General features: G+C 57.1%; 25 protein-coding genes and 1 riboswitch. Of the genes, 11 read left to right on the forward strand and 14 right to left on the reverse strand.

Going from position 1 to position 25851, the window contains the following annotated elements; translation table 11 throughout:
• Positions 1-105: 105 nt before the first annotated feature.
• From VGK48_11955 to VGK48_11975, 5 genes are all read right to left on the reverse strand, one after another.
• Entirely contained in the window at positions 106-237 is a 132-nt protein-coding gene (locus VGK48_11955; protein HEY2381883.1) for a hypothetical protein, read from the reverse strand.
• A 288-nt stretch (positions 238-525) separates the two neighbouring features.
• Positions 526-822 (reverse strand): DUF2442 domain-containing protein, encoded by a 297-nt coding sequence (locus VGK48_11960; GenBank protein HEY2381884.1) that lies wholly within the window; start codon positions 820-822, stop codon positions 526-528.
• Positions 823-1015: 193 nt separating this feature from the next.
• The gene (locus VGK48_11965; GenBank protein ID HEY2381885.1) at positions 1016-1882 is read right to left on the reverse strand and encodes a hypothetical protein; all 867 of its coding nucleotides are present in this window, start codon (positions 1880-1882) and stop codon (positions 1016-1018) included.
• A gap of 289 nt (positions 1883-2171) precedes the next feature.
• Complete coding sequence (locus tag VGK48_11970) at positions 2172-2603, reverse strand: PIN domain-containing protein (protein ID HEY2381886.1); 432 nt, start codon at positions 2601-2603, stop codon at positions 2172-2174.
• Positions 2600-2842 (reverse strand): hypothetical protein, encoded by a 243-nt coding sequence (locus VGK48_11975; protein ID HEY2381887.1) that lies wholly within the window; start codon positions 2840-2842, stop codon positions 2600-2602. Before VGK48_11975 ends, VGK48_11970 begins: the two co-directional genes overlap by 4 nt.
• Positions 2843-3171: 329 nt before the next feature.
• Here VGK48_11975 and VGK48_11980 point away from each other — a divergent pair, with 329 nt between their 5' ends.
• The 3 genes from VGK48_11980 to VGK48_11990 all read left to right on the forward strand — a co-directional run bounded on the left by VGK48_11980 (position 3172) and on the right by VGK48_11990 (position 4745).
• Positions 3172-3732: an RNA polymerase sigma factor gene (locus tag VGK48_11980; protein HEY2381888.1), complete on the forward strand. Its 561-nt coding sequence runs from the start codon at positions 3172-3174 to the stop codon at positions 3730-3732.
• A gap of 132 nt (positions 3733-3864) precedes the next feature.
• Complete coding sequence (locus VGK48_11985) at positions 3865-4272, forward strand: hypothetical protein (GenBank protein ID HEY2381889.1); 408 nt, start codon at positions 3865-3867, stop codon at positions 4270-4272.
• A complete protein-coding gene (locus VGK48_11990; protein ID HEY2381890.1) occupies positions 4269-4745 on the forward strand; it encodes a hypothetical protein in 477 nt (158 codons plus the stop codon). Before VGK48_11985 ends, VGK48_11990 begins: the two co-directional genes overlap by 4 nt.
• Here the strand turns inward: VGK48_11990 and VGK48_11995 are convergent.
• Positions 4731-6056, reverse strand: a complete 1326-nt coding sequence (locus VGK48_11995) for a glycerate kinase (protein ID HEY2381891.1) — start codon at positions 6054-6056, stop codon at positions 4731-4733. The two genes, VGK48_11990 and VGK48_11995, sit on opposite strands and share 15 nt — an antisense overlap.
• A 3-nt stretch (positions 6057-6059) precedes the next feature.
• Positions 6060-7124 (reverse strand): tetratricopeptide repeat protein, encoded by a 1065-nt coding sequence (locus VGK48_12000; GenBank protein ID HEY2381892.1) that lies wholly within the window; start codon positions 7122-7124, stop codon positions 6060-6062.
• Positions 7125-7345: 221 nt separating this feature from the next.
• Here VGK48_12000 and hpt point away from each other — a divergent pair, with 221 nt between their 5' ends.
• The 3 genes from hpt to VGK48_12015 are packed head-to-tail and all read left to right on the forward strand — an operon-like array spanning position 7346 to position 10288.
• Positions 7346-7879 (forward strand): hypoxanthine phosphoribosyltransferase, encoded by a 534-nt coding sequence (gene hpt / locus VGK48_12005; protein ID HEY2381893.1) that lies wholly within the window; start codon positions 7346-7348, stop codon positions 7877-7879.
• The gene (deoC, locus tag VGK48_12010) at positions 7869-8534 is read left to right on the forward strand and encodes a deoxyribose-phosphate aldolase (GenBank protein ID HEY2381894.1); all 666 of its coding nucleotides are present in this window, start codon (positions 7869-7871) and stop codon (positions 8532-8534) included. Before hpt ends, deoC begins: the two co-directional genes overlap by 11 nt.
• Positions 8531-10288: a SpoIIE family protein phosphatase gene (locus VGK48_12015; protein ID HEY2381895.1), complete on the forward strand. Its 1758-nt coding sequence runs from the start codon at positions 8531-8533 to the stop codon at positions 10286-10288. Before deoC ends, VGK48_12015 begins: the two co-directional genes overlap by 4 nt.
• A 129-nt stretch (positions 10289-10417) precedes the next feature.
• On the opposite strand, the gene VGK48_12020 is transcribed toward VGK48_12015, so the two are convergent.
• From VGK48_12020 to uvrB, 3 genes are all read right to left on the reverse strand, one after another.
• Positions 10418-11188, reverse strand: a complete 771-nt coding sequence (locus tag VGK48_12020; GenBank protein ID HEY2381896.1) for an inositol monophosphatase family protein — start codon at positions 11186-11188, stop codon at positions 10418-10420.
• On the reverse strand, positions 11188-12378 hold the full coding sequence (locus VGK48_12025; protein HEY2381897.1) for a tetratricopeptide repeat protein: 1191 nt from the start codon (positions 12376-12378) through the stop codon (positions 11188-11190). The genes VGK48_12020 and VGK48_12025 overlap by 1 nt, the downstream gene beginning before the upstream one ends.
• A 127-nt stretch (positions 12379-12505) precedes the next feature.
• Positions 12506-14485, reverse strand: a complete 1980-nt coding sequence (uvrB, locus tag VGK48_12030; GenBank protein HEY2381898.1) for an excinuclease ABC subunit UvrB — start codon at positions 14483-14485, stop codon at positions 12506-12508.
• 225 nt (positions 14486-14710) lie between these two features.
• On the opposite strand from uvrB, the gene VGK48_12035 reads away from it, so the two are divergent.
• Positions 14711-15826: an alpha/beta hydrolase-fold protein gene (locus VGK48_12035; GenBank protein HEY2381899.1), complete on the forward strand. Its 1116-nt coding sequence runs from the start codon at positions 14711-14713 to the stop codon at positions 15824-15826.
• A 26-nt stretch (positions 15827-15852) separates the two neighbouring features.
• Here the strand turns inward: VGK48_12035 and VGK48_12040 are convergent, their stop codons facing one another.
• The gene (locus tag VGK48_12040) at positions 15853-16836 is read right to left on the reverse strand and encodes an aldo/keto reductase (protein HEY2381900.1); all 984 of its coding nucleotides are present in this window, start codon (positions 16834-16836) and stop codon (positions 15853-15855) included.
• 197 nt (positions 16837-17033) lie between these two features.
• Here VGK48_12040 and VGK48_12045 point away from each other — a divergent pair, with 197 nt between their 5' ends.
• Entirely contained in the window at positions 17034-17600 is a 567-nt protein-coding gene (locus tag VGK48_12045) for a hypothetical protein (GenBank protein ID HEY2381901.1), read from the forward strand.
• Between the two features lie 25 nt (positions 17601-17625).
• Here the strand turns inward: VGK48_12045 and VGK48_12050 are convergent, their stop codons facing one another.
• The 3 genes from VGK48_12050 to VGK48_12060 are packed head-to-tail and all read right to left on the reverse strand — an operon-like array spanning position 17626 to position 21745.
• Positions 17626-19227 (reverse strand): TonB family protein, encoded by a 1602-nt coding sequence (locus tag VGK48_12050; GenBank protein ID HEY2381902.1) that lies wholly within the window; start codon positions 19225-19227, stop codon positions 17626-17628.
• 11 nt (positions 19228-19238) lie between these two features.
• Positions 19239-21359, reverse strand: coding sequence for a M56 family metallopeptidase (locus VGK48_12055; GenBank protein ID HEY2381903.1), 2121 nt, complete (start codon positions 21357-21359; stop codon positions 19239-19241).
• 2 nt (positions 21360-21361) lie between these two features.
• Complete coding sequence (locus tag VGK48_12060) at positions 21362-21745, reverse strand: BlaI/MecI/CopY family transcriptional regulator (GenBank protein ID HEY2381904.1); 384 nt, start codon at positions 21743-21745, stop codon at positions 21362-21364.
• A 171-nt stretch (positions 21746-21916) separates the two neighbouring features.
• Here VGK48_12060 and VGK48_12065 point away from each other — a divergent pair, with 171 nt between their 5' ends.
• From VGK48_12065 to VGK48_12075, 3 genes are all read left to right on the forward strand, one after another.
• Positions 21917-22483 carry a histidine phosphatase family protein gene (locus tag VGK48_12065; GenBank protein ID HEY2381905.1) on the forward strand — a complete coding sequence of 189 codons (567 nt, stop codon included), beginning with the start codon at positions 21917-21919 and terminating at the stop codon, positions 22481-22483.
• A 114-nt stretch (positions 22484-22597) separates the two neighbouring features.
• Positions 22598-22799, forward strand: a riboswitch (cobalamin riboswitch).
• 94 nt (positions 22800-22893) lie between these two features.
• Entirely contained in the window at positions 22894-25278 is a 2385-nt protein-coding gene (locus VGK48_12070; protein HEY2381906.1) for a TonB-dependent receptor plug domain-containing protein, read from the forward strand.
• An 18-nt stretch (positions 25279-25296) separates the two neighbouring features.
• The coding region (locus VGK48_12075) for a cobyric acid synthase (protein ID HEY2381907.1) at positions 25297-25851 on the forward strand (555 nt) is incomplete at its 3' end.

The following is a 25851-nucleotide window of genomic DNA, read 5'->3' on the forward strand; positions in this document are numbered from 1 at the left end:
ATCATCTTGTCTTCCGGCCTCATCGACCAGCCGGTTGCCGTTCCATGGTGGAATGGACTGCAGTTGCGTCTAACCACCTACAACGGACCTTCCCGGCCCTGATTCTTAGGCGAATGGTGTGCCGTGGAAATTCAGGCTAGCGATGGTTTCGCGCAAGGCAGCGCGATCGTCATAGCAGTATGGCTTCACATTCGCCGCGGTCCCATTTTTCGAGAGTTGTGAGAGATGCCGTCCCATTTCGTTAGCCAGCCCTGGGTGAACCATTCGAGTTAATTCGAAATATTGCGGTATTCTGTCAACTCGGCATGAAATGTCGGGGTATGGCGGTTTGGTACTTCTCACACTTCGCCGATTCAACGCGATACCCGAAGCAATTGCGAATCGGTAGAACACCGCACGTTCGTTAAGACTCTTGTTTCGCTTCATCGCCTATCTCGGGCGTCGGCCCAACGGGTTAACGATGAGCCTCGCGGTTTCTGCGGCGGCTCCATCGTTTTGTTGGGCGGCCCTTGATAGGCGGACTTCTTAGGTTCGGATTGCCTGCCATTGTTGAGCCCTCTCACGCAAGGCCTTCACTTGTATCGGCCAGTCATGCAGGGTCGCTGGGTCGAAGTCCGCACCATTCGGCCAAACCAGCGTGTGAACCTCGGAGTCGACTCTAACTGCATTAAAGAAGTTCACGTCGTTAAGGGGCGAGTACAGTTCACCCGATAGGACAGGCCGGAAGTCAATTGTCTGCATCGTGTCATCGTCAAAGCCAACCCTCAGTGTGTAGGCTGCCACGATCTCGAAACCGACAACGCGATAAATCGGATGGCTCATTTCTCTATTGTCGCGGTTCAATGGCTGTCGGTGCCCTTCCTTGTTGCAATGTTTCCCAATCCGCCATTAATTCCTGCTGGTGCAGTTTGGTTCCCAAAACCGATTGCGAACCCCCAAATCTCTTTGGCTAATTCCCAAAACCGATTGGGAGAATCGATAGGCCGTGTCGCGGGCGGTTTAATGCGGCATTGCATTATTCAGAGCTCTGCTGATCTTCCTTCTCCCACTGTTTCTGAATCTGGCGGTTCCGGCGGCGGCGCGCGACGATCGCGAGGAGAGCAAGCATGGTTATGGCCAACCAGAGTGTTGTCGACGCGGTGAGAACCGGAACCCACGACGTCCAGATGCGTTGCCGGCGCCAGAATTGAGATTCCGCGCTGGATGCCGGGATGCCCGTAACGTCCATGAATGCGGTATCGAATGAGGCCCCCTGCTGCATGCGCGCGAGAATGGTTTTGGCAGACGCCGGGCCATAGGACTGCAGTAGATCGTGGATGAAGGCGCCGGCCAACGCGTAAGCACGGATCTGATCGTCCTGCGAACCTGAAAATAGAGCGTCCAGCTGACGAAGATCCGTTTCTCCTCCCTTCACCAACTGATAAAACAGTTCGGTCTGATCCTGGAAGCGGCGCTCGCGTTCAACCTCCATGGCCAATCCTTCATTAAACCAGCGAGGCACCCGGCCGCCGCCCGATGCACGCGCGATCAGCACGTGCGCGAGTTCATGGCGCAGCACATCTTCGAGAGTGTTATCGGGATAGCCTGGCGAACGAGCTGGGAAGAGAACAACGAGACTCGATTCACCAACCGCAAATCCCGCAATCCAGGGTTGAACACTATGGGCGACGACGGAGCTTTCGGGAACCAGCTCGACCCGAACCGGCAACCCGGGGCCGGAGCCCAGGAATTGAAAAATGTCGGCAAACCGGCCTGGCGGGATCGCTTGCAACCGATCCCGGACCGCCGCGAGCTCCGGAGGCGATTCGATCTGCAGAGTCGGGAGTTCCACCGCTGGAACACCCGACGCAAACAGCCAAAGGAATAAGACCAGCCCCTGCATGGTGCAGCCTTCAGCCTGGGCGAGTGTGGACCAATTTGCAACCCCAAGGAAGTGAACAATCGTTTCGCGCGCCTGTAGGCGTCCGCGTCAGCTCCGAATCGCCAGAGGAATGGATGATCCATCTGCCCGGCGCCACGTCGTTCGGAATTCCGAATCGTAGGTCCATTAATTTCAGTTTCCGATTCCGTGTGGACAGCGCCGCCAGGTATCCGTCGGTCCAGTTTACAGGTTGTCTGTTCGGTCGACCGTTTGTCCAGTCGGCAAAGCGCAAATGCCTGGCGTTGTATTTCTATTTTATCGACCCCGACTTCAGCGGCAAGGCGGGGATCAGGAATGCGTTCGGGATTCCACCATCGAGGGTGGCCAGTCTGGCATCGTGCTGTTGCGCGAGTTCTACCAGGTGAGCGTCGATTGTCCGGGAAGCCTGATGGCACCACGCTGGAAAGTCTTTCGCCGGCAGGTCGTCAGCCAGGAACGAGTGCCGGGCGCCCAAGGATTTCAACATGCCCGCCAGAGTAGCGCTTGCCTCATTCACGCTGACGAGAGCCCTTGTTCGCTGCACTGAGACTCTCACGAAACCGAGCTGTGGGATTGCAGACGTCATCAGGTTTACCGACTTATTTTTCTTGGCGGAAGCGATCCATGTGACCGTCCGTTCATGATCGACATGATCAGACCAACCCCAAGCGACCAGAACATTTACATCCAGAAGATATCTCACGGAAAATCGGATAGGATCTGACGCACCGACTCCGTCGTCAGTGGAGGTTGATTTTCCGGAGCCGCAAAGATCATGGCGCCAGTCCGTGGGCATCGCACCCGCCGAGGCTTACGCACAGCGGGCATCGGAGCGCCGGCCCGCAGCCGCAGATACTCCGAGACGCTGATCCCTTCCTTTTTGGCCTGGGACCGGATCATTCGCGCCTCTTCAACCGTCACTTTGAACGTAATCGTCGGCATGAGTAATACGGTATTACCTGAAATGCGTCCTGTCAACTTTGCGGAATTCCGGGACAGACACCGAACTATTCGCTTCGCGAATTCGGTGTCTGTCCCAGAATTCCCAGAATTCATTTCGGCCACGGGCTTTTCATTCCCTCAACGCGCACTGAAAAGGCATACTTTTGTGCAGAACCCGGTTTGGGCCTGAGATACGCCCGTAGTCCCCTCAAAACACGCCACTTCTTGGAATCGAATAATGCCATTACAATAAATATTATCTTAAACCCGGGCGGCGGATTTCCTGTCCAAACTATATGATGGAACGGACCTTATCAGCTTCAATACCGATGACCGCCATGAATCACGACCAGGATGCGGAACTCGTCGAACGATATCTGACGGGAGACACGGCTGCTTTCGACGAAATCATGATCCGGTATGAGCGCCAGATCTACCGCATCTGTTACAGGTTCGTCGAGAATCGCGACGACGCGATGGATCTGGCACAGGAAGTATTTATAAAGGCATTCGAACATCTGGCGACCTTCCGGCGCGAATCCAGTTTGAAAACGTGGTTATACCGGATTGCAATGAATCATTGCATCAACCACGTCAAAAAGCATTGCCAGGAATTCGTCGAAGTTACCGAATATACCGGAACTGTCCGCTCATCGGCGCAAGCTCAACTCGAAGACAGCGAGCAGCGCGCCCACTTTCGCCGTATGGTGAAGTTGTTGCCGCCCAAGCAAAAGGCGATACTGGAACTGCGGATCAACGAACAGTTGAGCTATGAAGAAATCGCGAAGATTTCTGGCCGCTCGATTTCAACGATCAAGGCGAGCGTATTTTTTGCACTGGAAAAACTGCGGAAACTGGTAAAAGATCCGAATCTGAAGAGAGCCCGTTAATCGGTCAGGAACTTTATGTCAGGGCATTTAAAAACACAGGACTTCGTGAACCTGATGGAGGATGCAGTACCTTTTACAAAGCATCAGGCTCACATCGACGCTTGCCGGTCTTGCTGCGCCACATGGCAGGCGATGAAGTCGCTCAGGACAGAAGTCGAATCGATGGATAACGATATCCCTGAACCGGATTGGGCACAATTCCGCGCCTCGATGCGGGATCAGCTCCTGTCCCGCTCGATTCAACGCCAATCCGCCGTGCGCCGGTGGACCGGCTGGACGATCCGGCCGGCTTTGGCCTGGGCGTTATCGCTGGTTCTCGCCGTTGGAATTCCGACGGGCGCATTTTTGTGGCATTTACAGAAGGAAAACGCCGCCCCGAGCAAAACATTGACGCTGCAAACATTGCCTGCGGCTGAACTGATCGATGCGGGAACCGAAAAGACCGTTTTCGACGATGTGGTCGATCTCAGCGATACGGAGCAGGCGCAGTTTCAGCAGATGCTCGAAGCGGCACAAAGAGGAACTCCGCGTCTCCAATGAAAACGGCCGCTCTTTTTGCCATTGCGCTCGTCATCCTGCCGGGCGTGAGCGGTCTATCGCAGCGACGGAAGCAGGCACCCAGGATCGAAGATTCCGTTGTGACCTTCTACGTCAGCGAGTTTCAGCGCGTTGTGAACGTCAATCCGGACGTCTTCGCAAAAATCCTGCCGATCATCCAGGAGTTTATCCAGACACGGTTTGACATCAGCGCGCGCAGGCAGGAAACCTTGCAGCAACTCCGCATGCTGGTAAACCGGCCCAAGAGCAGCGATGAAGATATCAAGAGAACCATTCGCGACCTGGCGAAGGCGGATACCGACATTGAGGCAAACCAGGAGCGCTTTCTCAGCAACATCGATCCGCTCCTGACGCCGCGCCAACAGGGACGCGTCCGGATATTCCAGCAGGTTGCAGATCAGCGGATGCGGCAGATGTTGAACAGCGTCCGGAAAGCCCCTTCAGTCAACCAATAGAATCTGCAGATCGCTCAAATTTGTTTGCGTCGGTCCGGTCACAATCAGGTCGCCGGTCGCTTTGAGGAAGTTCGACGAGTCGTTGCTGCGCAGAAACTTGAGCGGCATGAGACCGAGATCGACCGCGCGCGAACAGGTCAATTGATCGACGATCCCTCCGGCGGCGCTCGTCGGGCCATCAGTGCCGTCCGATGCGACACTGGCGAAACAAGCCGAACTGGTTGAAGCCTGCGCCGCCATGGCAATCGCCCAGGCGAGCGCCATTTCCTGGTTGCGGCCGCCCACACCATGTCCCCGGACCGTCACTGTGGTTTCGCCTGCCGCTAAGACACAGGCCGGCGCCGGAATCGGATTCCCGCTTCGGCCGATCTCCTGGGCAATCGCCGCAAAGAACCCGCCGACGTCCTTCGCCTCACCTTCAATCCCGGTGCCGAGGATCATCGTGTTGAATCGCAGTTCGCGCGCCTTCTCGACAGCGGCGTCGATGAGCAGGCGGTTATTCGCAATGATGTGATTGTCGACATGTTTGAATACGGCGTCACCGGGCTTCGGCGTCTCCGGAATCCGGCCATGTGCTCCTTCCTGCAGCCGTTCACGAACCGGCTCCGCAACGTCGACGCCATAGTTCTGAATGATCGCCAATGCATCCGAAAAGGACGTGGTGTCCGGCGCCGTGGGCCCGGAGGCGATGAAGTCGAGTGGATCTCCGATCACGTCCGAAATGATCAGCGACACCACATGCGCAGGAGCCGCCCAGCGGGCGAGTTGGCCGCCTTTCATTTCCGAAAGATGCTTTCGAACCGCGTTGAGCTCGCGGATCGTCGCGCCGGCGCGAAGCAGCAGATGAGTGACTTCCTGCTTCTCCTCGAGCGTGATTCCATCCGCGGGCGCCGGCCACAGCGCCGAACCTCCGCCGGACAGCAGGCAGAGGACGATATCATCCTTCGTCAGTCCCTTGAGCAACTCGTGTGTTTCCTTGACCGCGCGCATGCCGGCAGCGTCCGGGATCGGATGCCCGGCTTCAACCAGCCGGATTCGCTCCAGCGGCAGCGCATGCCCGTATTTTGTGACGACGATACCACCTGAAACGTAGCTTCCGGCGATCTCTTCAATCGTCTGCGCCATCTTCGCGCCGGCTTTACCTGCGCCGATCACGATCAGCTTGCCGCGAATCGGAATGTGTTTCTCGCCGATCGACAGCACACCACCGTCGACCTGCACAATATTCCGGATGCAGGTGGAAGGATTTGCCGCCTTCAGCGCCGCTTCCCAGATCAACCGCGCCGATTGACGAAGTTCTTTCGTGGTCATGGATTATTTGGTTGTGGCCTGCACGTTCTTTGCAATCGCAGCGCGCATCTCTTCGACGTGAGCTCGATCGGCGGCGTTGGGGTTATGTGTCAGATAGGCATCCAAATGCTCCAGAACTTCCGGCCATCTTTCCTGCCTCGCGTATACATTCGCAAGCATCAGACGGCCCGCCCACAGCTTGGGATCGATAGCGATCGACTTTTTGAACGCATTCTCCGCCTCTTCGAAAAAAGCCGATCTGTAGTTGGCCTGCCCCAGAATGAAATATGCCTTAGCCGAGCGGGGATTCAGCTTGACTGCCTGTTCCAAAGCATCCAATGCCTGATCGAGCACCCTGCCGGCGGCTCGTGGATCCTCTTTCTGGGCGGCGGCTTCTTCGAGGTAGAGCGTACCGAGGTTCAGAAGAGGCAATTCGGATTTCGGGTTCAGCGCGCCACTGCTCTTGAATTCCCGCTCTGCATCGCCATGCCGTTTCGCGGAAAGATAGAGGATTCCGAGGTTGTTGTGGGCATGAAAGAAATTCGGAGCAAGAACGATCGCCTCCTCCAGCAGCCTGATAGCGCTTTCCGTCCGTCCCTTTTGTTTTTCCTCGATCGCCTTTTCATAGTCCTGTACCGCTTTTTTGGGCAGGCTGTCCTTCATTTGCGAGATGTCGACAGTATCAGGATCTGCCGCATCGAGGCCTGCGGGCCGGTCAATGCCCCGCACAGCGGGTTTTGAAAGGAATATCGTTACGCTGTTGTCGCCGACAGCGCTGAAAGCATCGATGCTCTGGCTGACAGGTTCGTAGCCCTCAAGATTGATCAAGACGTAATACCGGCCCGGTCCGAGACTGCGAAATTCAAAATTGCCCCCGGCATCCGCGAACGTCGTCGAGGCAAGCTGGCCAGTGGCCCTCTCCAGCCGCACCTCGATCCGCAGATCCGGATCGTTGTGATCCCCGGTGATGACCCTTCCGTGCACGGTCAGAATCTCTGCGCGTTTCGGCTGGGTCTGAGTGGTTTGGCTGTAAGCGACATTGCCGGCCAGACAAGTGAGCGCTGCAAGCAGACATGCTTTCTGAAGCATTCGGACCTCGATGGGATCTTCCGGGTTATACCATAAACCTTTTTTCGGACGTCTTTGATTCTGCAAAACAGGTTTTAGCCGCAGATGACGCAGATGACGCAGATGGGGCGCATTCTAAGCCGTCTTCTTGCGCCCCATCTGCGTCATCCGCGTCATCTGCGGCTAAACAAACTTTGTGCTTCTTGTGGTTCCTTCCGCTTTTCATGCACACTAGCGGAGTCATGAAAACGGCGCTGGGCATGGTTTTGATCAGCGAAGACGAGATACGGCGCAGGATTGCGGACCTGGGCCGGCAGATTTCAAAGGACTTCGACGCCCGCAGCGTGACACTGGTCGGCATCCTCAAAGGCAGCTTCATTTTTCTGGCCGATCTGATCCGGGCGATTGCGCAGGACGTTCCGGTCGAAGTCGATTTTATGGCGGTGTCGAGCTATGGAGACGCAACAACCACATCAGGAACGATTCACATTGAGAAGGACCTTGGGATCTCCATTGCCGGCAAAGACGTCATTATTGTTGAGGACATCGTGGATACCGGCCTCACGCTGCTCCACGTTTACAATATTCTTTCAGCCCGGGGAGCGCGTTCTCTCCGGGTGGCGACACTGCTCGAAAAACCGGGCAATTCGAAGTACGACAAACCGCTGGATTATGTAGGCTTCAAGATCGAGAACAAGTTTGTCGTCGGTTTCGGTCTTGATTTCGCGCAACGCTACCGCAATCTTTCCGATATTCGGGTACTGAATGAAATCTGATTTTGGCCGTTACATCGACCACACTTTGCTTCGTCCGATCGGAACCGCCACCGATATCCGGAGGCTCTGCACGGAAGCCATCGAATATGGCATGGCAGCGGTCTGCATATTTCCCTCGTATGTCCCGATTGCGCGCGATCTCCTGAAGACTTCCCGCGTCAAAATCGCCACTGTGATTGCATTCCCTTTCGGCGTCACGTTTACCGAAATTAAAGAAGCCGAAATGCGGGCCAGCGCAGCCCGCGGGGCCGACGAGATGGACTTCGTCATTAATATTGCCGCTTTGAAATCCGGCGACGACAAATCCATCGAGGAAGAAATGCACTATCTGATTGCCAAAGCCAGAACGCTCGGCGTGCACACGAAATTCATCATCGAAACCGCCTATTTGACCGACGACGAAAAAGTGCGCACCTGCAAGATCGCGAACCGGGTGAAACCGGATTTCATGAAGACCTCCACGGGTTACGGACCTTCGGGCGCGACCGTCGAAGATGTCCGCCTCATGAGGTCGAATCTGCTTCCAGAAATTCAAATCAAAGCGGCGGGCGGTATCCGCAACTATGCTGAAGCCCAGCAGATGCTGCAGGCGGGCGCATCCCGCCTTGGGACCAGCGCCGGAATCAAGATCCTGGAAGAGGCCGCAGCCAGATGAAACCGGATCCAGCCACAGCAGTTGCCGGCTCCGACGCCCGGCGCTTCGTATCGACTCTGGTCGAGATCAATCACGAGATCACCTCGATTCTCGATCTCGACGAGCTGTTGAAGAAAATTGCGGAGCTGACGAATCGGATCGTACCCTACGAGATCTTCGCGATATTTCTCGTTGACGACGACAAACAGGAACTGTACCTCCGCTTTGCGATCGGACATCCTCCCGATGTCGTAAAGAATCTGCGGATCAAAGTGGGTGACGGCGTCACCGGCACGGCGGCAATGGAACGTACGACTGTCGTGGTGGACGACGTCCGAAAATATCCTCGATACATCGAGGCGGTGAAGAGTGCCCGCTCGGAACTCGCCGTTCCGCTGGTGAGCCAGAATCGCGTGGTCGGCGTCCTCGATATCGAAAGTCCCGAGCCCGGCTATTTCCGCGAGGATCAGGTCAAGCTTCTGAACCTTCTCGCCAGCCAGATCGCGATCGCCATCGAAAACGCGCGCGTTTACGAGAGCGAACGGCGCAACCGTGAATTGCTGGCGCTGTTATATGACATCAGTCTCGATATGGGTTCCACGCTGGAAATCGACGAACTGGTGCACAAAATTGCCGCGGCCGTTAAGCAGAAGATCAACTACCACACGTTTTCGATCTTCCTTCTCGATGAGAAGCAGAACCTCCTGCGGCCGAAGTTCGTCATTCGTTCCAACGAACGTGAAAACCAGAAGCTCGTGTTACCCCTGGGAACGGGACTCATCGGGACAGCCGCGAAAATGAATGTCCCGCTTCGCATCGCCGACGTGACGCAGGATCCGCGATATCTCAATGTCCATACGGAAACACGCTCGGAACTTGTCGTTCCGCTGACGTCGAAGGGTCAAGTCGTCGGCATCGTCGATCTGGAGAGCACCAAGCCCGGATATTTCACGGAATATCACGAACGATTTTTGATGACTCTCGCGTCCCGGATCGCTTCGGCCCTGGTGAATGCGGAACTCTATGCGCGCGTGGCGGACAACGAAAGCCGGCTCGGCCGCGAAATGAAAATCGCCAGGGAAATTCAGCGTCAGCTGATGCCGGACGAACTCCCGCACGTTGCTCCTTTGCAATTGGCGGTACTTTTCAAATCCGTTGCGCAGCTCGGAGGCGATCTTTACGACTGGATCGAGTTCGATGACGGCCGTCTTGCGATCGTAGTAGGCGATGTCGCCGGAAAGGGCGCGCCGGCGGCATTGTATGGAGCGCTATCGAGCGGCGTGATCCGGACCAGAGCCGGAAGGAAGTATCCGCCGGGCCAGATGCTCGAACTGGTCAACAAAACCCTCCATCAACGGCCGGTTGAAGGTCAATTTGTTGCAGTCACCTATGCCATCTATGAGCCTGTTACACGATCGATCACTCTTGCGAATTCAGGTCTCCCCTACCCTCTGCTGGTGCGAGCCGGACAGCCGACATACCTCGATGTTGCAGGCGTTCCTCTCGGGCTGTTTCCGGACTCGAAATATGAGGAAAGCTCGCTGCAGCTCCAGAGCGGCGACATTCTCGTGTTCTACTCCGATGGAGTGATCGAGATGCGAAATGACGCCGATGAAGAGTTTGGACTTAAACGGCTCGCCGAAGCAGTGCGTCTGCACCATGAGAAATCCGCCGACGAAATCGTGAAGGGGGTCAGCGCTGCCCTCGCGGATTTTATCGGACGCGTCCGCCCTCACGACGACAGGACTATGATTGTCATCAAACTGGGAACATAAGAAATTTAGCCGCAGATGACGCGGATGACGCAGATGGGGCGCAAAAACGAACTTTTGAGGCGCCCCATCCGCGTCATCTGCGGCTAAAAACAGTTTGCTTGCGGCATAGCCGCGCTATGCCTTTTGTGGCTAATTCAACTGTCCAAGTACGGAGACCATTTCGTTATGGATGCTGCCGTTTGAAGCGACGATCTCTTTGTCATACGGCGAAAATGCGCCCCCGCCGAAGTTCGTCACCGTGCCTCCGGCCTCCTCTACAATAACGACACCGGCAGCCGTATCCCATGGATGCAGGTCCATCTCCCAGAAGCCGTCAACGCGCCCGAGCGCAATGTAGCAGAGGTCTAATGCCGCGGAACCGCCGCGGCGCACAGCCTGGCTTTCGATCAGGAAGGCGCGAAACTGGCTCATCGCCGTGTCCATCTTTTCACGGACACCATAAGAAAACCCGGTCATGATCAGCGCATCGGAAAGCCGGTTGGCGTCCGAAACGCGGATCGGCCGGCCGTTCACGAAGGCGCCCGAACCACGCCCGGCGCTGAACATTTCGTCGCGCCAGGGATCATAGACCGCCCCGCACAATATTTTTCCGTCCTGCTCAAATCCGATCGAAACGCAGAAGAACGGATATTGATGCGCGAAGTTCGTCGTCCCGTCGAGTGGATCAATGATCCATTTCGCGGCGCCGCCCGCGGTGGCGCCCGATTCTTCGGCCAGAATGGCATGATCCGGATAGTGCTCGCGAATGCGCCGGATGATCAGGGCCTCCGACTCCTTGTCGGCCGCCGTGACGAGATTGGCGCGGCCTTTGAGTTCAACGTGCTTCTCGCGATTCATATAGTGTTTCAGCACACCGCCGGCTTCGCGCGCAAGTTCAATTGCAAAATCTAAATGTTCCACTATTTGTTCTGGCTGTTCGAGGTCGTGAGTGAGGTAATCCGGTCCAGCACCTTCATGTAGCCTTCTTCCATGGCAAGGACCATGAATGCCGGATCGGTTTTAATCTTGTCGAATTCCGTGAACCCTTCATCCAGCGCCCTGTTCAGGTAGGAAATCGCCCGCTCCTTGTCACCCTGAGCCGCGTAGATTTTCGCGAAGTAGAAGCTGACCGCGGGATCTCCGCGGCGCGATGTCTGGATCAGCGTCCCGAAGCCACTGGCCTTTTCAAGGACCTTCGGATCCAGCTGGAGAGCCTGCTGGAGAGACTTCTGCGCCTCGTCATACTTCTTCATATCGAAGAGGCAGAAGGCCTTATTCAGCATCACGGTGGGAGAGTCGGGCCGGATCTTGAGTGCCTTCTCGTATTGCGACAAAGCGTTGTCGTATCGCTGGCGGGCATACTCGACGGTGCCGATATTATTGAGCACCTCGAGAAAGTACGGATTCTGTTTCAACGCCTCGCGGTAGTACCGCTCGGCCGCGTTGAGCTGCTGGGCCTGATGGTAGACGAGGCCGAGGCGATTCAGAGTGCTCGCGTTGTAGCGGTCGATTGCGATCGCTTTCTGATACTCGGCGATCGCCTCCTCGTACATCTTTCGGGCGAAATACGAATCACCGCGCTGCTCGTGCAGAGTCGCTTCGCTCAATTCCTTCGCCGGCATGAGAATCTGCATCTGCAGCAGATCCCCTTCTCTCATTTCGATCAATTCTGAACTCTTCGGACCGATTTCGTCCGCAACCACTCGGGCGTTTCTGGTATTTTCGTGGGCATACCGCGCGGCGTGGAGGTTGGTTCGCATAACCGCATTGTCGGGACTCTTTTCGATTGCGCGGCGCACCTCACGCTCGGCATCGCTGAACTTCCGCTGCGTGTAGTACAAAGCGGCGAGATTGTTCAGGAGGTTCGGATTTTCCGGCTGCAACTTTAACCCGTTCCTGTACGCGGTTTCGGCCGCGCGGAGCTGGTTGGCTAAATGGTAGGAAATGCCGAGCCGGTTGTAGATTACCGCGTCGCGCTGGGCCGCTGGAATCTTTGCGTACGCGTTCGCTGCGTCCGCATACTGGTTCTGATCATACTTCTCATTACCGGACGCAGCCTGTCCGAAAGCAGTTCCGGCAAGCAGAAGAACGACCGCAATGAGGCGCGCCATATGGCTCTGGATTTTACAGCAGTTTCACTCTATGTCGTCGCGGGCTTTGTGCACCTGCATTTCAATGTAGAAATGCAACAAATTTCAATGATGCAATGGTGCAATAAATTCCCCCTGATGTGCGGCGCTACAGCACTTTCGCCCGTAACTCCCGGGCCTTGTCGCGCAACTGGGCGGCCCGCTCGAAGTCGAACTTCTTGGCCGCATCGCGCATTTCAGTCTCAAGCTTTGCAATCAGTTCCGCGAGTTTCTCGGGATCTTCGGGCAGGACTTCGGATACTTCTACTTCCGGCACAGGCACGTAGTCGCCTTCGGCGATGGCAACCAGCGTCATATCGACCGGCTTGATGATGCTTTCCGGCGTTATATTGTTTTCCTGGTTGTACCGCACCTGAATCTCGCGGCGTCGATTTGTTTCATCGATCGCGCGCTTCATGGAGTCGGTCATCGTATCCGCATACAGAATCGCGCGGCCATTGATGTGCCGGGCCGCGCGCCCCATCGTTTGAATGAGAGAATCGCCCGACCGGAGGAAGCCTTCCTTGTCCGCATCCAGGATCGCCACCAGCGAAACTTCCGGCAGATCCAGACCTTCACGCAGAAGATTGATGCCGATCAGCACGTCGAACTCACCGCGGCGCAAGCCACGGAGAATTTTAATCCGGTCCAGGGTTTCGATTTCCGAATGCAGGTACCGGCACTTCACGCCGACTTCGGTGTAATACTCGGCAAGATCTTCCGACATGCGCTTGGTCAGGGTCGTTACCAGCACGCGCTCGTTCTTTTCAGCGCGCAGCCGGATCTCATGGAGAAGGTCATCGATCTGGCCGCGGACCGGGCGGACTTCGACCTCGGGATCGGTAAGGCCCGTCGGCCGGATCACCTGCTCTACGACCACGCCGCCGGTTTTCGTCAGTTCATAGGGACCGGGAGTAGCGGAAACATAGACGATCTGATTGGTCCGCCGTTCGAACTCGTCGAACGTCAGAGGCCGGTTGTCCATCGCGGACGGAAGCCGGAAGCCGTACTCCACCAGATTCTCCTTACGCGAGCGGTCGCCGTGGTACATGCCGCGAAGCTGCGGCATCGTCTGGTGGCTCTCGTCGATGAACATCAAAGAGTCCTGCGGAAGGTAGTCGAGCAAGGTCGGCGGAGGCTGCCCCGGCAGGCGTCCGGTAAAGTGCCGCGAATAATTCTCGATACCGTGGCAATAACCGATTTCCTTCACCATCTCCAGATCAAACAACGTGCGCTGATGCACGCGCTGAGCTTCCAGCAGACGGCCCTGATTTTCGAGAAGCACCTCCCAGCCGGCAAGCTCGGCTTTGATCGTGTCGACAGCCTGTTCGATGCGAGGGCGCGGCATCACGAAGTGACTCTTCGGGTAGACGGTCAGGCGATCGAGAACCTGCAGCTCATCGCCCGTCAACGGATCGAACGTGCCGAGCTTGTCGACTTCATCGCCCCACAGCTCGATTCGAAAACCCGTGTTCTCGTAGGTCGGGTGGACTTCGATAGTGTCGCCGCGGACCCGGAATGTGCCGCGCCGGAAATCCAGGTCGTTGCGCTCGTAGAGAATCTCGACCAGCTTGGTCAGAATCTCGCGGCGCGTGATCCGCTGGCCTCGCTCGAGCATCAACAACATGCCGTAATACGCCTCGGGCGAGCCCAGGCCGTAAATGCACGAGACGGAAGCCACGATCACCACATCGCGCCGCTCGAATAACGAACGGGTTGCGGACAGGCGCATCCGATCGATCTCGTCGTTGATCGTGGATTCCTTTTCGATGTAAGTGTCGGTCGAGGCGATGTACGCCTCCGGCTGGTAGTAGTCGTAGTAACTGACAAAGTACTCGACGGCATTCTGCGGAAAGAACCCACGAAACTCGTGATACAGCTGGGCCGCCAGCGTCTTGTTGTGGGCAAGTACGATCGTGGGCCGGTTCAACCGGTCGATCACTTTCGCCATCGTAAAGGTTTTCCCCGAGCCGGTTACGCCGAGCAGCACCTGATGCTTTTCGCCATCCCCCAGGCCCCGCACCAGTTGCTCGATGGCGGTTGTCTGATCGCCGCGGGGCGCATAGGAAGAGACCAGCTTGAAGTCCATAACCGATCCATTGTAACGCACAAAGGAGAGTGGTTTTCATCGCCAACATTGATACCGTTGACGCCGCAGAATCAGCATCTTATAGTTCCCCACGCTATGCGCGGAATGACCATGCGTGCGGTGCTTCCAGTGTTCTCGATCGATGCTCTGTTTCGCAAGGTTCCGCCGTATTGATTGGCAAAGTCACCGCGAGCAGATAAGATCCGGTTCCACGGAGGCAAAGCGATGAAATCGATGCATTTTAGAATCCTCCTGGCGTGCATTCTGATGATGACCGCAGCCGGTCTCGTCCTCGCCAAGGAAGACGGCCAGACAGCAAAGAAAGGCATGGTGCAGCACATCAAGATTCACGGCAAAGCGCTGGAGGGAAATCTCGAAGGCGAAACCGCGGATCCCGACGTCACCATCTACCTGCCGCCGGATTACGAGACCAGCAAAAAGGCCCGATATCCTGTCATCTATCTCCTGCACGGCTACAGCGGAACCGACGCGACATGGACCGGCCGCATTGCAAACGTTCCCGAGGCCATGGATCGCGATATCGCAGCCAACACTTCGCGCGGAATGATCGTCGTTATGCCGAATGCGAACACCAAGTACGGCGGAAGTATGTATTCGAATTCCGTCACTACCGGGAACTGGGAGTCCTACATCGCCGAAGACCTTGTTTCATATATGGACAAAAACTATCGGACGATTCCCGATCGGATGAGCCGCGGCATCGCGGGCCATTCGATGGGCGGCTACGGCGCGGTCCGCATCGCGATGAAACGTCCGGACGTGTTTTCAAGCCTCTACATCTTGAGCGCCTGCTGCCTCATGAACAATCCTGGCGGGGGCGGCAACCGCGGCGCAGCTCCGCGCGGGGACGGTGCTCGAGGAGCAACTCCTCGTGTAGAAACGCCGGCCGCTGGCGCGAATCGTGGCGCCGCACCTCGCGGTGGCGCCGGCAACCGCGGCGGAGGCGGGTTTGCCAATGTTCAATTCGCCGAAGCCGCCGCCTGGTCGCCGAACCCCGGGAATCCACCGAACTACTACGACCTCCCAACGAAAGACGGACAGCCGCAACCGCTCATCGTGGCGAAATGGGTCGCGAACTCGCCGCTCGCCATGCTGGACCAATACGTCGGGAATCTGAAGAAGTTCCACGCCATCGCCGGCGATGTCGGAACGTCCGACAGCCTGATGGCTTCAAACAAGCAGCTCGAAGAGGCGTTTACGAACTTCGGGATCCATCACAAGTTCGAAACCTATGATGGCGATCACACGAATCACGTAAAAGACCGGATTGAGATGAGTGTATTGCCCTTCTTTTCACAGAGCTTGATTTTCAAGAAGTAAAACTGACCGCAGATGACGCCAGTTTTTTAAAGGTTCGCGAGAACGCTGCGCGGTTTGTACAACTCGGACAGGTACCTCAGTTCATCCGTTTCCAGTTTGACCGTCAGCGCCTTCAGCGCATCCTCGAGGTGTCCTTGCTTGCTCGCGCCGATAATCGGCGCTGTGATGCCGGGCTGCTGCAGCACCCATGCCAGCGCCACCTGAGCGTTGTTCAATCCGCGTTTGGCCGCGATCTCTGTAACACGGTCAACGATTGCAAAATCTTCAGTCCGATAATACTGGCGGCGCGAAAACTCGTCGGTTTTGGCGCGGACGGTTTCGCCGTAGTCTTCCTTGCGGCGGTTCCCGACCACAAAACCTCGCGCGAGCGGGCTGAACGGCGTGACTGCAATGCCTTCGGCGCGGCAGAGCGGCAGCATCTCACGTTCTTCCTCGCGATAAATCAGGTTGTAATAATTCTGCATCGTAGTGAAGCGCGCGGCGCCGAGGCGGTCGGACGCCGCCAGCATTTTCATGAACTGCCACGCGTACATGGCGGAAGCGCCGATATACAGGGCCTTACCCGCCCGAACGACATCATCCAGGGCGCGGAGCGTCTCATCGATCGGGGTCGACACATCGAACCGGTGAATCTGATACAGGTCGACGTAGTCCGTTCCCAGCCGCCGCAGACTGTTATCGATCGAGTGCATGATGTGCTTGCGCGAGAGCCCGCGGCTGTTCGGGTCCTCGCTCATCGGCATATAAACCTTCGTCGCAATGACGACGCGGTCCCGCCCCGGCCCGAAATCCTTCAAAGCGCGGCCGAGAACTTCTTCGCTCTTCCCTGCCGAATACATGTCGGCTGTATCGAAGTAATTGATGCCGTATTCCACGGCCTTTCGGATGAATGGCCGCGCCTCTTCCTCTTCGAGCACCCACGGCCGCCACTGCTTCGAGCCATAGGTCATCGCACCCAGGCAGAGGCGCGAAACTTTCAATCCTGTCGGTCCGAGATTGACGTATTCCATAGGCGAAAAAGTCTAGCATCAGATTATGAAAACTTCAGAAACTCTTCATAATCAGGGAGCGGTATTTCACATAAAATGACACCGCAGGAGGCCGACAAAGCCTGGCCATCTTCATTATTGGTATCTCAACGATAAGCGCGCTCAATAAGCCGCGAAGGAAGGCGGAATCGTCGACTGATTCCACGGAAAGGACATACGTGCGATTTGCAAAAGTAGCTTCGGTATTTTTATTTATAGCAACGATCAGCCTCTCTTCGGCGGGCGCGCAAGCGCCACAACGAACGGCGGCGCCTGCGCGCCGCGCCGCGCCGGCTGCAGCCACTGCTGCTCGCCCCGTCGCGACTCTGGCTCAATTGATGAAGGGCATCCTGTATCCCAACGCGAACGTGATCTTCTTTGTTCAGGACAAAGACCCGGCCAAAATCAAGCCGGCGCCGGACCCGTCGTTGTCCCCCGATCCGCTGGCCAGCACCTATGGCGGATGGGAAGCTGTCGAAAACAGCGGGCTGGCTCTGTACGAAGCCGCAAATCTTCTGATGGAACCCGGCCGGAAATGCTCCAACGGCAAAGCCGTGCCGATTACGAACGCGGATTGGCCCAAGCTGGTTCAGGGCCTGCGGGACGCCGGACTCGCCGTGCAGAAAGCAGCGCAGGCGAAAAATCAGGACCAGATTCTGGACGTGGCGGACAAGATGACAACCGCTTGCTCGAATTGCCACGACAAATATCGGGAGAAACCCACGATTGCCGCGAGGTGCCAGTAAACCGGCAATTGCCGTTCAGTTCGGGTTAATAGATCAGATTCGGTCCAAAATCCGGCTTTCCACCGGCCTGGATGGTATTGATCCAGGTATCGAGTCTGGAGGATCCCATAGCCCAGAAACTCTTGCACGACCTGAGGTACTCCACCACGGCGTCGCGTTCGCCTTTCTCAAGTAATTCGCTGGCCAGGGTAAAGTTCGGACCGAACGAGTTCAGTACGGGGCCGCCAGTGGTTTTTCCGGCTTCGATCAGATCTCTGGCAGCCAGCTGGACATTACCTCGACGGAGGGCGACGAGGCCCCGAACGATATTGCCGTCGTGAATCGCCGTGCCGGCATTCCAGCCGTCGCCGGCCGAGGCAAGGAGCTCGTCGGCATAGACGTCGGCTTTATCGAAAGCCCCGGCCGTGACTGCGGCTTTGGCGAGTTGAGGCAACAGAAAGTCCCGTTCCATTCCGGCTCTGCCGGTGGCATCTTGTTCGAGGTCTGCGAGTGTCTGCTCCGGTGTCCGCGGAAAGCGGCTTTGGATTTGCTGGATACGCTGTTGCGCGGCAATTTCCTGATTCGTATCCAGGTCGACCTGCCTGATGGGTTTCGAGAAGTCCATGAGATCCACAGACGTTTCTGTATATGCGGATACCGGCCGGCCGCCACGCAGGACGGGCTGAAAGGTCCAGCGCTTTACAGCATCGATTGCGGGTTGACGCAGGATCTCCGGTCCCGTCAACGCCTCTGCGGCGGAGACCAGGCCCTGAGTATTGAGCGTAATCAGGACCTGCACCGTTCCCTGGATGCCTTTGTCCTTTGCGGCTTGAGGCCAATCGGGTTCCTCACGATGAATCGGGCTCAGGAATGGGACATACGCCTGCGGCTCACCCGGCTTCGGAGGCAACGGGGCCGCCGCGATGTCCTCCTTGCCGGGATCCACTTCCCTGGCATCGGCGGGCGGAACGAAGACGAATAAGGAAGCCTGAAGCCGCTCGTTCAACTTGAGCGCCCGCTTGACCGATTTTGTTTCCATTGTCGAGCCTTCCCCCGGCCCGTCCAGCATTTTGCCGGACACGCTTCGCTGCAGCGCAATCCCGGTCTCTTTGTCGATCCATGTCACATAGACCGCGTCTTGAATCTGCATACCGTCCAGGGATCCCTTGGCGAGGTGGCTTTCCACGACCCAGCATTCACGCGGCATCCCGTCGACGTCTTTCCTTTCCGAACGCCGGGTGACGGCGTTGGCCAGGATTTGCGATGGATCGCCGGTCAGTTGGGAGTCCAACGCCTCCAACACGGGCGCGTTCCCCGGAACCTTGGAGTATTGGTTTCGTCCCGGGGTATACGTCCATGTTTTGTCGCCATCGAAAATCAATAACGAGTCGATGTCGGCCGCAAGTTTCGTCTGGATACGCAACTTGCCGGGATTGAGAGCCTGGACCTCCACTTTCATCACGGGCACGGTGACGCCGACGCCGAAAAACGTTGCCTGCATCGTGGTCTCTTCGGTGTACGAATAACTAACGAGACTCTGGAACGCCTGGGGTTCACGCTCGAGCAGGTTTCTGCCGTCGGGCAACGTCTGTGCGGATACCGGTAACAGCGACAACAGGAACAACAGGAACAAAGACATCAGCCGCATGGGAATGCTCCTTATCTGGCCGGAAAGAATCCGACGCTGACAAACACTTCACGTTGTGTTAAAGCCGGCGGAAATGCGTATTGCCGTACAGAATCGAGAGCGGCCTGATCCAATCGGCGGTCGGAGGATGTGGAAACTTCTTCTTCCAGAACTGCGCCCGCCGGAGAGAGAGCCGCGTGAACGATTACCATTTGAATCGAGCCGTCTGCAAAGTTGTTGGGCGCGCTGATTACGAATCGCGGGCCGGCTGCGAGAGTGGTGCCGCGTGTATAGGCGGCCGTTTGCGGCGAAGGTACGTCTTCGCTATTTGCGTCCGAGACGGCGATTTGCGCGCCGAGTACTTCAAGACCGTCCACGGAGGCCGTAATCTGGTCCGGGACGAACCGTCCATGGAAATCACTTCTTCCATAGTGGTAAGAAAAGTAGGTTCCAGGAGCGGGTGAGAGGACGTCCAGTAAACCGGACGCGTTATCAAGGCAGTATTCCTGCTCGCTCCACGAACGCGCGGCAGACCCGGGGCCTGCTTCACCATTAACGAGGACACAGTTCAGGGACTTTCCATTCCAATGTGCGATGGCGGTTCGAATCCTGGTGCCCGGCGGGAAACGAACCGGCCAGAAAAGGGCATCTCTCAACATGTGCACGCGTAACGGAACCGACGTCACCGGCTGCTCATCGAAACCCGTTTGCCCGTTTCCGATCCGCACCTGTGAGTAGCCTGCAAGACTTGCCGTCCAGCGCCAGCGCGCACCCGATAGCCAGGTCTCCGATAGCGTGCCCGGGCCGGCGTAATTCACTTCGCCGCTGGCCTGAAACGTCGCGTCGATCCGGAATGGTGGTGTTGATGCCAGATGCATGTCGCTGTTCTGGCGTGCATGCTCCAGCAGAGACAAAGCGGCAGCGCGTTCGGCTGGAGTTGAGGCTGCCTGGATCGATACCATTACGGGCTCTTGGGCATCGGGCGGTACCGAACCTGAGCCTGTGCGGCCGGTCTGATCGGCGTGCACGGCAGCCGTAGCCCGAGGGAACAGCTGCGGCGAGGGTTGCTCCGCGGCGGCGCTCACATTAAAAACTGGTTGCTTGGTTTCCGATGGCGACGCGATCCGCTGGAATTGGGGGCTTCCGACGAGAGGGAACGTACTGAAAGAAAGCCATCCGGCGGCGCCCATGGCGGCCGCGGCCACGGCATAAGACGAAACCAGTCTCGGTCTGGAGACCGGAGTGTCTTTGAGCAGAAAGTGCATGCGCTGCGTCAAATGCCGGCGGCGCAGGAAAAGAGGCGCCGCCGCGAGGTCCAGCGTCTGGCGCGAGCGCGCAATCGTAAGCAGCGCCTGGATGTAGGATTCCCGCGCCGACGTGAGACGTACGGCCTCCGCGTCAACCAGTTGTTCGCGGGCAAGCCGGGTTTGCGCCAGCAGCCACCAGATTCCAGGACTGAACCAGAGCAACGTGCCGGCAAGCTCTTCGAGAAGAGTTACCAGCCAATCGTTGCGCCGGACATGCAGCAGTTCATGTGTTGCAATACCGCACTGAGCCTCCTCGTCCAGTCCATGAAAGGATTCCGGCAGCAAGACCACGGGGCAGAAGAGCCCCAGCATTACGGGACCGGAGACATCCGCGGAAACGCAGAACATAGCATCGGCATGTGTCAGCGCGGCTGCGGCCCCCACGGTCTCAGGTACCGGATAGAGAGGCGTTGCCCCGATGCGGTATCCGCGGATTTTCCACAAACCTGCGAGCAGCCAGCTAAATCTTGCAAGTGTTCCAACTGCGAGAATTCCAAGCCAGAAGCGTTCAGTCGGAATTCTTTGCCGGAGCGGCGGCACGGGTACGGGCGCCTGCCCTAATGGGCGGGCGGGCACAGCGGATGGTTGATCTGAAGTCGACGAATCCGCCGTGGAGTCCGCTGCCTCTTTCGTCGTATGGTTGTTTTCCACAATCAAGATGTTGGCGTGCTTCCAGGGCTGCAAAAACGGCAGCACCAGGCACACGGCCAGCATCAGATGAGAATATGCAAGCTGGGTTCGCGGATGGCGCAAACGGATTAATGCGGGTAGCAGGGCAGCAGCCAGTGAGATCACGATCACTTGCTCCGCCCAGGGACGCAGGTTGTGCAGAATAGCGTCCACCATCGTCATTTCTTTTTGCGCCGGTCCTTCATGAGTTTTTCCAGCTCCGCAAGTTCTTTCGGATCCGTCTTCGGATCCTCAAGCAGGTGTACAAGCAGCGGCGTTGCGGAACCACCGAACACACGGTGGACGAATTCCCGGACCATCGAACGGACCACCTGTTGTTGCGGCTTCGCCGGACTGTAGACATACGCACGGTCTCCGGCGGTTCTCTTCAAATGCCCTTTCTGCTCGAGAATCCCCATCATGGTGAGCACAGTGGTGTATGCGATCTTGCGTTGTGCGGCGAGGTCCAGATATACCTCGCGAACAGTGGCCTCGCCTCGCTGCCAGACAACTTTCAGAATCTCGAGTTCCTGATCCGTGGGAACCGTTTTCTTTGGTTTCATCGAAGTGACTAATAAATTAGTCTATGCATCTCGCGGCTGTCAAGCGAAAGAGGCGCGCTTCCATGTGAACAACGATCTCGTCTTCTGCGGGTTCGATTTCCGGCAGATGTGCATGAATCAGCGCGGTCATAGACCGCGCCTGCAGCAAATGTCGTGATAGCCTTAGACCGCATGACAAGTTTGAGTCGCACGAGCAGAACCCTGATCCTTGTGAGGCACGGCCTCACCGACTGGAATGTCGAGCGGCGCTACCAGGGCCGGTTCGACATACCTTTAAACGCTGCCGGGCGAGCTCAGGCCGAAACGCTGAAAGAACAATTGAAGAGCATTCCCTTCGATCACCTGTATTCGAGTCCGCTGCGGCGGGCACTGGAAACAGCGAGCATCATCGCCGGCGGCCAAACGATCGAGTGCGACGATCGGCTGGCGGAAATCGATCATGGTGTGTGGCAGGGTAAAACGCATGACGAGATCGCTGCACTTTGGCCGCGCGATTGGCAAACCTGGAACACGGATCCCGGCAACTTCACTCCCCCCGGCGGCGAGAGTGTCAGCGATCTGCGGTCACGCGTGAACGCCTTCATTGGCGACATGCAAGGTGAAGCGATCTTATGCGTTTCGCATGGCGTCGTGATCCAGACATTTCTGTCCACCGTCTCCGGTGCGGTCACATCCGCGCAGCAGGTTCCTTCCAACGGTTCCCTGCAAATCCTTCAGCTGGACGAAATCCATGGGTAACCCCGCGCATGACCTTGTGCCGATAAACACAGGGCACGGTAAAGGTAAGACCACAGCGGCGCCTGGGGTCGCCGTTCGCCCAGAAAGGAATTGATTACTGATTCAGTTTGCGCTAACTTCCGATCCGTTATCGATGGCCTGATGTCAGGCCTTAAAAGGGAATCCGGTGGAAATCCGGAACTGTCCCGCAGCGGTGAGCAGGAACGACCGCCGTTTTCAATGCACTGGTTCACGCCAGGTGAACTGGGAAGCAACGGCCAGTAGGATAGTGTGAAGCCTGCAAGTCCGAAGACCTGTCGATGACCGGCCATGCGGCCGTTCAACATTTTAGCCTTCGAGCAAAGGGCTGGATGCATATCAAAAGCCTCCGGATTTGTTTTGTATGCGAAGGCTCCGTCAAGGAGTACTTCATGCGTTTTTCCTATCGGCTGCTGCTCACGGTTCTTTTATTCGCAGTAGGCGCGCAATCGTCTCAAGCCGCGGGCGTCATCCGCGGAGTGGTGTCCGACCCTTTAGGCGCCCGGGTTCCCGCGGCGATCGTCACACTTCTTAGCAATGGAATCACGATCGGAAAGGTGACCACGGACGGAACCGGCTCATTCCGATTCTCGGCTGTGAATCCTGGACTCTGTCAACTTGAGGTCGTCGCCCAGGGTTTTGAATCTTTTGAGAGTTCCACGGTAACGGTCGGCGATACCCCGGTGGACGTCGACGTTCACCTGCAACTCGGCGCGCTCCGTCAAGACGTTGTCGTCACCGCAACAGGATCGGAAACACCGGTGGATGAAACCGGCGCATCGGTCAGCCTGTTTGGCGGCGGGGACATCGAAGCACAGAACAAACTCGATGTCCTCGAGGACATCCGCCAGATTCCCGGCGCTCAGATTACCCAAACCGGCCAACGTGGCGGCATCGCACATCTGTACATACGCGGCGGCGAATCATCCTTCAACAAAGTCCTGATCGATGGCGTTCCAGCCAACTATATCGGCGGTTCATTCGATTTCGCGCAGCTCTCGAATGACAGTGTCGCGGGCGTTGAGGTCCTGCGCGGCTCGAATAGCGTGCTGTATGGCGCAGATGCCCTGGCCGGCGTCGTCAATGTGACAACACAACGCGGCTCTACGCCGAGTCCGGAAATCAAATATTCCATCGACGGTGGAAACTTTTACACGATGAAACAGGCGGCTTCGGCGGGTGGTGTGCTCCACAAGCTGGATTACTTCTCCGACTTCGCCAGATTGGACACGAAGGGAAGCTATACCAACGACTTCTTCCACAATGCAACGTATGCCGGCAACTTCGGCTATGCGTTGACCCCCACGACCCAGCTACGGGCAACGGTGAGAAAGACCTGGACCGGGCTCGGTACTCCGAACGGAATTTACCTTTACGGCATTGCCGATGACTCGTCGCAGAAGAATCAAAACACCGCCGTCAGCGCGACCTTACAAAACCAGACAACGAGCCAATGGCACAACCTGCTCCGCTTCGGCTATGGCCAATTCAACCAGGTTTACAGAAATCCAACTCCTACCGGCCAGCAGGATGCCTACGGCGATTACCTGGGCAACATGGTTAACATTCAGGGAGCAAACGGCTACAAGGCCACAGGACAGGGCATCCTCGATTACTACGGCACCTATCCCTCCATCTTAGCGCTGTATAACGCGAGGCGATCCGTTTACGAACAATCCGATTATCGTTTTTACAGAGACTGGACCGGAACATTCGGATTCCGTTACGAGCATGAAAACGGGTCCGGCCTGACGCGCGACAACTACAGCTATGTTATGGAAGCGCACGGCAGCATCGGCGGCCGGCTCTTTGTCACAGGCGGCGCGGGAATTGAAAACAACACCGTATTTGGCGTTGCAACCTCGCCTCGCATTTCACTCGCTTATGACTTGCGGAAATCGGCCAACCCGGTTTTCGGCGAAACGCGGCTGAAGGCAAATTTCGGTAAAGGAATCGAAGAGCCCAGCACAACCCAGCAGGCCTCGGAGGTATCCGCTCTGCTGACGCCTGCGCAGCGGTCTCAGTTCAGTATTAATCCGATCGGGCCGCAACGCAGCAGGACGTTCGATGCCGGTGTGAAACAAAGCTTCCGGCAGGCGCGGACCCAGGTCGAACTCACCTTTTTCAAGAACGACTTTTACGATCTGATCACATATCTCAGTCCCGCCCAGCTGGTTTCCGTCGGCGTAAGTCCTGGCGTCGTGACCGCGTTGGCCGGCTACGGAGCTTATGTCAATGCCAGTTCGACCAGTTCGAAAGGGATTGAAACACAGATTTCTACCGATTTAGGTCATAGCCTCCGCATCCAGGCCAACTACACTTACCTCGACGCGGTGGTCACGAAGGCTTTCGGTGCAACTTCGTACAACCCGGCCTTCCCGGCGATCGCAATCGGCGCTTTCTCCCCGCTCCAGGGACAACGGCCTTTCAATCGTGCACCGCACAGCGGCAGCTTAGGCCTGTTTTATATCCGGCGACAGTTTACCGGAACGATTACGGGTTCGTTTGCCGGGCGGCGTGACGACAGCACATTCCTGTACGACCAGTTTTACGGAAATACCATGTTGTTGCCGAACCGGAATCTGGACGCTGCATACCAGAAGATCGACCTGAGCGGCCGCTACGCGCTCAAACCATCGATCTCGCTTTATACAGGCGTCGAAAATCTTTTCAGCGAGCACTACATGGGGACAATCGGATTTCCGGCCGCACCGTTCACGATTCGCAGCGGCGTGACCATCACCCTTTCCGGTGAGGCCTGGAACAAAACGCACTAACCAAAGGAGCACAAACAATTGGCTGCAAGCCTGATGGTCGCCGGCACGGCATCGCACGTGGGCAAGAGTGTGGTGACGACGGCGCTGTGCCGGATCCTGCGCCAGGATGGAGTCCGCGTTGCGCCTTTCAAGTCGCAGAACATGGCGCTCAACTCGGCGGTGTGTTTTGACGGAAGCGAGATCGGGCGCGCTCAGGTTGCTCAGGCGGAGGCCGCGGGAATCGCGCCCTCCGCCGATATGAATCCGATTCTCCTCAAACCTTCCGGCAACAATCGGATGCAGGTTGTCCTTCATGGACGGGTTTACGGCACGATGACCGCCGCCGAATATTACGCCCGGAAACCTTTCTTCCTCGATGAGGCGTTGCAGAGCTTCCATCGTCTGGCCGATCGGTTCGACGTCATTGTTCTCGAAGGAGCCGGCGGCGCCGCCGAAGTGAATCTGATGGACCGCGATATCGTGAACCTGCCCTTTGCCCTCGCCGTGCGTGCTAAAGCCGTGCTCGTCGCCGATATCGACCGCGGCGGCGTGTTCGCTTCCATCGCCGGCACATTCGCGCTTCTCGACGATGAA

It is taken from the genome of Terriglobia bacterium (genome assembly GCA_036496425.1).
Lineage (GTDB): Bacteria > Acidobacteriota > Terriglobia > 20CM-2-55-15 > 20CM-2-55-15 > 20CM-2-55-15.

Bases quoted from the DNA above. Each gene is read 5' to 3' on its own strand.
- VGK48_11955 (HEY2381883.1), bottom strand. From the start codon at position 237: ATGGGACGGCATCTCTCACAACTCTCGAAAAATGGGACCGCGGCGAAT.
- VGK48_11960 (HEY2381884.1), bottom strand. From the start codon at position 822: ATGAGCCATCCGATTTATCGCGTTGTCGGTTTCGAGATCGTGGCAGCC.
- VGK48_11965 (HEY2381885.1), bottom strand. From the start codon at position 1,882: ATGCAGGGGCTGGTCTTATTCCTTTGGCTGTTTGCGTCGGGTGTTCCA.
- VGK48_11975 (HEY2381887.1), bottom strand. From the start codon at position 2,842: ATGCCGACGATTACGTTCAAAGTGACGGTTGAAGAGGCGCGAATGATC.
- VGK48_11980 (HEY2381888.1), top strand. From the start codon at position 3,172: ATGACCGCCATGAATCACGACCAGGATGCGGAACTCGTCGAACGATAT.
- VGK48_11985 (HEY2381889.1), top strand. From the start codon at position 3,865: ATGAAGTCGCTCAGGACAGAAGTCGAATCGATGGATAACGATATCCCT.
- VGK48_11990 (HEY2381890.1), top strand. From the start codon at position 4,269: ATGAAAACGGCCGCTCTTTTTGCCATTGCGCTCGTCATCCTGCCGGGC.
- VGK48_11995 (HEY2381891.1), bottom strand. From the start codon at position 6,056: ATGACCACGAAAGAACTTCGTCAATCGGCGCGGTTGATCTGGGAAGCG.
- VGK48_12000 (HEY2381892.1), bottom strand. From the start codon at position 7,124: ATGCTTCAGAAAGCATGTCTGCTTGCAGCGCTCACTTGTCTGGCCGGC.
- hpt (HEY2381893.1), top strand. From the start codon at position 7,346: ATGAAAACGGCGCTGGGCATGGTTTTGATCAGCGAAGACGAGATACGG.
- deoC (HEY2381894.1), top strand. From the start codon at position 7,869: ATGAAATCTGATTTTGGCCGTTACATCGACCACACTTTGCTTCGTCCG.
- VGK48_12015 (HEY2381895.1), top strand. From the start codon at position 8,531: ATGAAACCGGATCCAGCCACAGCAGTTGCCGGCTCCGACGCCCGGCGC.
- VGK48_12025 (HEY2381897.1), bottom strand. From the start codon at position 12,378: ATGGCGCGCCTCATTGCGGTCGTTCTTCTGCTTGCCGGAACTGCTTTC.
- uvrB (HEY2381898.1), bottom strand. From the start codon at position 14,485: ATGGACTTCAAGCTGGTCTCTTCCTATGCGCCCCGCGGCGATCAGACA.
- VGK48_12035 (HEY2381899.1), top strand. From the start codon at position 14,711: ATGAAATCGATGCATTTTAGAATCCTCCTGGCGTGCATTCTGATGATG.
- VGK48_12040 (HEY2381900.1), bottom strand. From the start codon at position 16,836: ATGGAATACGTCAATCTCGGACCGACAGGATTGAAAGTTTCGCGCCTC.
- VGK48_12050 (HEY2381902.1), bottom strand. From the start codon at position 19,227: ATGCGGCTGATGTCTTTGTTCCTGTTGTTCCTGTTGTCGCTGTTACCG.
- VGK48_12055 (HEY2381903.1), bottom strand. From the start codon at position 21,359: ATGGTGGACGCTATTCTGCACAACCTGCGTCCCTGGGCGGAGCAAGTG.
- VGK48_12060 (HEY2381904.1), bottom strand. From the start codon at position 21,745: ATGAAACCAAAGAAAACGGTTCCCACGGATCAGGAACTCGAGATTCTG.
- VGK48_12065 (HEY2381905.1), top strand. From the start codon at position 21,917: ATGACAAGTTTGAGTCGCACGAGCAGAACCCTGATCCTTGTGAGGCAC.
- VGK48_12070 (HEY2381906.1), top strand. From the start codon at position 22,894: ATGCGTTTTTCCTATCGGCTGCTGCTCACGGTTCTTTTATTCGCAGTA.